Here is a 3,520-nt window from a genome sequence, read left to right as displayed (position 1 = left end):
GGTGACGGCGGACTCACCACCACTGAACGCCAGCGTCTCAAGGAGCTGGAACGTGAAAACCGCGAACTGCGCCGCAGTAACGATATCCTGCGCCAGGCTTCCGCTTATTTTGCGAAGGCGGAGTTCGACCGCCTCTGGAAAAAATAGCCCCTCTGGTGGATACCCTGCGTAATGAGCATGGGGTCGGACCGGTATGCCAGGAACTGGATATCGCCCCGTCGACGTATTACCGGTATCAGCACCACCGCATGCATCCGGACAGGCGCAGCCCGCGTGAACAGCGTGACCACCTGCTGAAAACGGAGATACAGCGTGTGTATGATGAAAACCACAGTGTGTATGGCGTCCGCAAGGTCTGGCGTCAGTTGCTCCGGGAACACATCAGCACGGCCAGATGTACCATGGCACGGCTGATGAAGGCGATGGGGCTGGCCGGGGTAGGCCGGGGCAAAAAGGTACGAACCACCGTCAGCCGTAAAGAGGCTGCTGCAGATGACCGTGTGAACCGCCAGTTCGTGGCCGAACGGCCTGACCAGCTGTGGGTGGCTGATTTTACCTATGTCAGCACCTTGCAGGGCTTCGCGTATGTGGCGTTCATCATCGATGTGTTCGCCGGTCGCATCGTGGGATGGCGGGTCTCATCGTCGATGGAAACAACGTTCGTACTGGATGCGCTGGAGCAGGCATTGTGGGCCAGACGTCCCGTCGGAACCATCCATCACAGCGATAAAGGCACTCAGTATGTGTCGCTGGCGTACACGCAACGGCTTAAGGACGCAGGGCTGCTGGCATCAACGGGCAGCACCGGCGACTCATACGACAACGCAATGGCAGAGAGCATCAACGGACTTTACAAAGCGGAGGTTATACATCGTAAAAGCTGGAAAACCCGCGCCGAAGTGGAGCTGGCGACACTGACGTGGGTGGACTGGTACAACAACCGGCGGTTGTTGGAACGTCTCGGCCATATCCCTCCGGTAGAAGCCGAACAGGCATATTACGCTTCCATCGTAAACGGTGATCTGGCAGCCTGAGTTCACAGATAAAACCCTCTCCCGGAAAACCGGGGCGGTTCACAAAAAGCCGATTTCACCGCTCTGTTTAAGGTGCTAGATTCTGGTAACCCAGAGTTCCGTATTACCCCATAAAGCCGTCTGATCGGTGTATTGACAGAGAATCATTGTCATGTTCCTGGTTGATTCACTGATCCAGACGGTCTCGTGCCTGGCGCAAACGCTGCTCGCCACGACGGTCGTACTTCTGCGTGGTAGTCACGCTGGCGTGTCCCATGGCGTCCTTCACGGTGATTAAGTCCTCCCCGTTATCCAGCATCGCGGTCGCAAAGGTACGCCTCAAATCATGTGGCGCACACTTTTCGATACCTGCCTGCCGCTGACGCACCTGCAGAATATGGTACACCGCCTGGTCGGTAAGCCGGCTCTCCGTCACCACATCGTGCCGGCGGATCCGCGGAAACAACGGACCCGGCGCCTCGCCCCGGACCTGGTCCACCCAGAACTGAAGCCGCTGCCAGGCCCCGGCTGGAACATAGGCCAGTCGCTCCTTGTTGCCTTTCCCCAGCACCTTCAGCGCCCGATCGCCGGGTGCAATATCTTCATAACTCAGCGCCACCGCTTCCGACCGGCGCAGGCCGCAGCCAAGGATCACGGCCATCAGGGCCGCGTCACGAACGCCAATACTGCCGGTGTCTGCCTCACAGACCGCAAACAATTCCTTTATCTCCTCCCGTTTCAGTGCCCGGCCACGTGGCAGTGCGCTGCCACGGACCTGACGCACGGCGCGGATGTGCTGGTAACTTTCGACATCCATCAGCTTCAGCATCCAGGCTTCGCTGGCCACCCCTTTCAGGGCCGAGAGGTAGGTGTTGACCGTGGCCACCGCCCGGTCTGCGTCGCGCAGCATCTCGATAAGTCCCAGCACATGATGGCGCCGCAGTGCGCCCCAGCTGCAGTCATCGAGGGAGCCGGCGCCGAGCATCCGGGCGACAATGTTCAGGAAGGAGGACATGGTCTGGCGGCTTCGCGCCGAGTTCAGTGACAGCATATACGCCCGGGCCGGATTCACCGGCGTGACAGCGTCACCGCTCATCACCGGGAAGGCGGTGTCACCGGAGGCATCGTCAGGAGCATACGGTAACCACTGATGGTCTGTCGGGATGGCCATAAGCTGTCGGGTATCCTGTCGGAAAAGTAACCGGCGCGCTGCGTGAAAAACGGGGCCGGATGGTCACTTTAAGTGTACTCAGGAATCTCTACTTTTTCAAAGGTACATTTTAATAAGTAGAAAAAAGGAATATATTCTTGATTCAAGAACACTGCGTTATCCCGGCATAAGAAATATTTAAGCGCGAATTCAGATAATAAGTGCAACGCTCGGTCATGTAGATGGAAGGACGGTTAGCGGCTGATAAGCTATCCTGCTCTTCCGACCAAAGATGAGCGAGTAACTATGAAATACCAGCAACTAACCGAGGGGCAACGATACCAGATATCGGTGCTGCGTGATGATAATTTATCTTGCCGTGAGATAGGCATCCGTATCGGAGTCAGCAAGTCTACTGTATCCCGTGAACTCAGACGTAACGGTGTTCCTGAGTGCTATGCCCCGGAGAATGCGCAGCGTCTTTGTGAGCAGCGACGTATGACGGCTGCAAAGCGGTCGGTGAGTCAGAATGTCATTGACTTTGTTGTGTTTGCTCTGGGGTGGAAGTGGAGTCCTGAGCAGATAAGTGCGGTGGCGAAGGTCATTGGCCTGTCTGTCAGCCATGAGTGGATTTACCAGTATGTAATGGCAGATAAAGTGCGTGGTGGTGGGCTTTTCACCCATCTACGGCAAGGGAAACGCCGCTACCGTAAGGGGTATGGTCAGAAACGAGGTCGTATCCCGGATGCAGTGTCCATAGAGCTGCGTCCACCGGTTGTTGATGAGCGTAGTCGTCTGGGGGACAGGGAAGCGGACCTTGTGCTGGGTAAGCAGGGAACAGGCGCTATCGTCACACTGGCAGAGCGTAAGAGCCGTATTTATCTGACGAAAAAGGTTTTTTCAAAGGATGCAGTGGAGGTCAGTAGCGCGATTATCTCTCTGTTGAGCGATTACCGGGATGTGTGTCACACAATAACTTTCGATAACGGTCTGGAGTTCAGTGAGCACAAGGCTATCGCGAAGGCGCTGGAAGCTGATACGTACTTCGCCCATCCCTACGCCTCACATGAGCGCGGGCTGAATGAGAACACAAATGGCCTGTTACGGCAGTTTATCCCGAAAGGAACCGACCTGCGTACAGTGTCAGAAGAAGACTTACAGCGCTATCAGGGTGCACTGAACAGCAGACCACGCAAGTGTCTTGGGTTCAGGCAACCCTCGGTGGTGTTTGCAGAGCTAAGAATGGCGGCTTAGCGTTGCACTTCGGAGTTGAATCCGCCATTGTTCATGATGAATAACTTAATCATGAACCGGTAAAAATAGCGTATAAATGCCAGGTATCTGAGGAAGCGGCAAT

General features: G+C 55.9%; 2 protein-coding genes, 1 pseudogene and 1 other annotated feature. Of the genes and pseudogenes, 2 read left to right on the top strand and 1 reads right to left on the bottom strand.

The window, feature by feature from the left end:
• Nucleotides 1–1,034: pseudogene (locus ACSZO4_RS25115) on the top strand (IS3 family transposase); the annotation flags it as partial.
• Nucleotides 102–218 (top strand) — a sequence feature (AL1L pseudoknot). It overlaps the preceding pseudogene by 117 nt.
• 166 nt (nt 1,035–1,200) lie before the next feature.
• Here ACSZO4_RS25115 and ACSZO4_RS25110 read toward each other — a convergent pair.
• Complete coding sequence (locus tag ACSZO4_RS25110; RefSeq protein ID WP_437891813.1) at nt 1,201–2,109, bottom strand: tyrosine-type recombinase/integrase; 909 nt, start codon at nt 2,107–2,109, stop codon at nt 1,201–1,203.
• Between the two features lie 360 nt (nt 2,110–2,469).
• Between ACSZO4_RS25110 and ACSZO4_RS25105 the strand changes: the two genes are divergently transcribed.
• Nucleotides 2,470–3,417 carry an IS30 family transposase gene (locus ACSZO4_RS25105; RefSeq protein WP_437891812.1) on the top strand — a complete coding sequence of 316 codons (948 nt, stop codon included), beginning with the start codon at nt 2,470–2,472 and terminating at the stop codon, nt 3,415–3,417.
• Nucleotides 3,418–3,520 lie beyond the last annotated feature (103 nt).

It is taken from the genome of Phytobacter sp. V91 (assembly GCF_965644225.1).
Taxonomy (GTDB): Bacteria; Pseudomonadota; Gammaproteobacteria; order Enterobacterales; family Enterobacteriaceae; genus CBFFRJ01.
This window is presented reverse-complemented; position numbering and strand designations above follow the sequence as displayed.